The 2,365-nt window shown below is 71.4% G+C and carries 3 protein-coding genes; all 3 read right to left on the bottom strand.

Features of this window, described 5'->3' with window-relative positions:
* Positions 1–1,381 (bottom strand): hypothetical protein (locus DVK07_RS18960; RefSeq protein WP_394338893.1); only part of this gene is annotated, 1,381 nt, incomplete at its 3' end.
* A 246-nt stretch (positions 1,382–1,627) separates the two neighbouring features.
* Entirely contained in the window at positions 1,628–2,104 is a 477-nt protein-coding gene (locus DVK07_RS18955; protein ID WP_032073159.1) for a hypothetical protein, read from the bottom strand.
* On the bottom strand, positions 2,101–2,307 hold the full coding sequence (locus DVK07_RS18950) for a hypothetical protein (RefSeq protein WP_121598455.1): 207 nt from the start codon (positions 2,305–2,307) through the stop codon (positions 2,101–2,103). Before DVK07_RS18950 ends, DVK07_RS18955 begins: the two co-directional genes overlap by 4 nt.
* Positions 2,308–2,365: the final 58 nt, after the last annotated feature.

Raw genomic sequence — 2,365 nt, 5'->3', positions numbered from 1 at the left:
GGTACTCGGCGCAGGCATAGACGACGTCTCGGTCGCGAGCGTAGGAGACGACCGGCGTCCGACCGTCTCGGTCGTCGGCGAGGTCGAGGTCAGCCGACACCAGGGCGAGCTCTTCGGCGTCGACGGACTCGACGGCCGGAAGCCAGCGGGAGCGCGGTGCCCACTCCGGCGTTACTAAGCCGGTCTGCCAGCCGTCGACGCGGTCGCGGTCCGCCGTAGCGGCGTCAGACTCCCCAGCGGGGCGGTCTGTGGCGGTCTCCGGGGCGGTCGCGGCCGGAGAGAGAGGGGCCTCCCCCCCTCCGTGCTCGCCGGGGTAATACGGCATGGAGGGAGATTTTTGGGGGGTCTCTGATCCGGTCGTCGAGGCCCGGCCCCCGTCCGTCGCCGCTCCGGCCGCAACCGCCCCGGAGACCGCCACAGACGCGCCGAGGCGGGTCGCGACCGAGAGCCCAGCCGGGCGGAGGGAGACGACTGTCGCGCCGTCAGAGCGCTGTGTGCGCTCCACGAGGCCGAGGTCTTTGTCGAGCGTGCTCACCGCCTCGTACGGAGCCGAGTCGAGCACGAGCTCGCGAGAGAGGTCGGCGTAGGTTTGTGTTTGTGTAGGAGCGTCCGCGAGCGCGTCGAGCACGCCAGCAGGGCGCCCGTCCGGGTCGAGGCGGTCGAGAGCATCCGCGACGCGCTCCGCACGGCTCTCGGCCGCGTCGTCGGTCTCTCCGGCGAGCGGGGCGGGAGTAGCCCGGCCCCGGTTACACAGCTGGCTTAGGACGTGCGCCGGAACGTCCGGGCGGTGGTCGTCGAGGATGCGGCGCCCGGCGCCGTCACCGACGACGAGATCGACGCGAGCCCCGAGCCCGAGTCGAGTCAACCAGCGGAGCACGCGCTCGCGCTGTTCGTGGCGCCGTGAGGCCCATCCGAGGCCGAGGCGGACCGAGACGGTCGGCGTCGTCGACGAGCCGGCGAGCAGCGGCGGGAGCGCGTCGTCGAGGTCGTCGAGGTCGGACGGGAGCCCGTCGACGGTCCCGTCGCCCAGCTGGGCGAGCACGTCGAGCGCGTCGACGACGTCGGCGTCGTCGGCACCGTCCGGGTCGAGGTCGAGGTCGCGGAGGGCTTGTGTTGCGGTCGCGAGCACGTCGGCGAGATGGTCGTTAAGCGCCGTCACGCCGTGCGACCGGAGCACAGCGCGATAGTCGCCCGTCCCCTCGCCGTCGAGGCGCCGCAGCGCGTCGACGACGACGTCGGCGAGGCCGCCGTCGAGTAGCCGCCGATGGAGCTCCAAGAGCGATGCGTCGCCGTCGACGTCGACGTCGGCGCCGGGCGAGCCCGAACGCCGGACGCTAACCCCGGGGTCGACGCCCGCGGTACCCGGCTCCGGCGCCGTCATTTGCCTGTTTCCTCCGTCTCATGGCCTGTATTCGACTCATGGAGCATGGCCTCTCCGGCGGTCATGTCGTCGGCGTCGCAGTCGACACACCGATAGCGAACCTTCCCGAGCCGGCTCGCGCGGATAAACTCATTCATGGGTGTGCGGGCTCCATGTCGGTTCCGCAGCTCGGACACGAGACCGGCGCAGCGGTGGAGTCTGAAACCTCTTCGCGAAGGTAGCACTCCGGGCAGACGAGACGGATCGTCATCGCGACACCTCGGTCGAATCGAAGAGCCGGCCCCAGCGGACTTGTGCGCAGTCGGCCCGATCGTCGCCGGCGTCGCGCCAGCTGTCGCCGACGACGTCGTCGACGATCGTCGCCGGGACGATCTTCATCGCGATGGGCTCGCGAGCCGGCCGGGGCTCGGCGACGGCGAAGAGGTAGACGCCGCCGGCGTCGAGCAGGGCTTTGTGTTGCGGTCGCCGGAGGTAGAAGCGCCCGCGCCCGCCGCTCGCGAGGCGGACCATCGCGCTCTTGAGCTCGACGAGCGTCCCGGTCTCGACGAGACACATCCCGACGATCGGAAGCTCCGGCGACGGAGTCACGACGCCGTCGACGCGAGCGTCCGCGTGAAGGAGCTCCGAATCGGGAACCGAGACGAGCTCCGGGACGCGGTCGATCACGGCGCCGGCCGCCGCGGCTCCGGCCCGCTTCGAGGGCGCCGGTCGCGACGAGCTCATGAGGCGGCCCTCCCGAGCTCGGCGCGTTTCTCGACCACCTCTTGAAGCAGGAGCTCGGCGAAAAACTCGGCGTCAGCGCGAACCGCCGGTGCGTCGACGTCGTCGAGCGCGTCCGGCAGCGTCGCGGCGTCGCCGTTCATGACGGCGACCGCGGCCTCTCTCGCGACCGTCTCCACGCGGAGCCGGTACGCGTCTCGGCTCATCGCTCTACCCCGCGAGAGCCGGAAATCCTATCACCGTCGACGGAGAAGGGTCTCGCAC

This window comes from Halorubrum sp. Atlit-26R (genome assembly GCF_003666015.1).
Classification (GTDB): Archaea; Halobacteriota; Halobacteria; order Halobacteriales; family Haloferacaceae; genus Halorubrum.
Note: the sequence above shows the minus strand (reverse complement) of the source record. Positions and strands in the feature narration are given on the sequence as shown.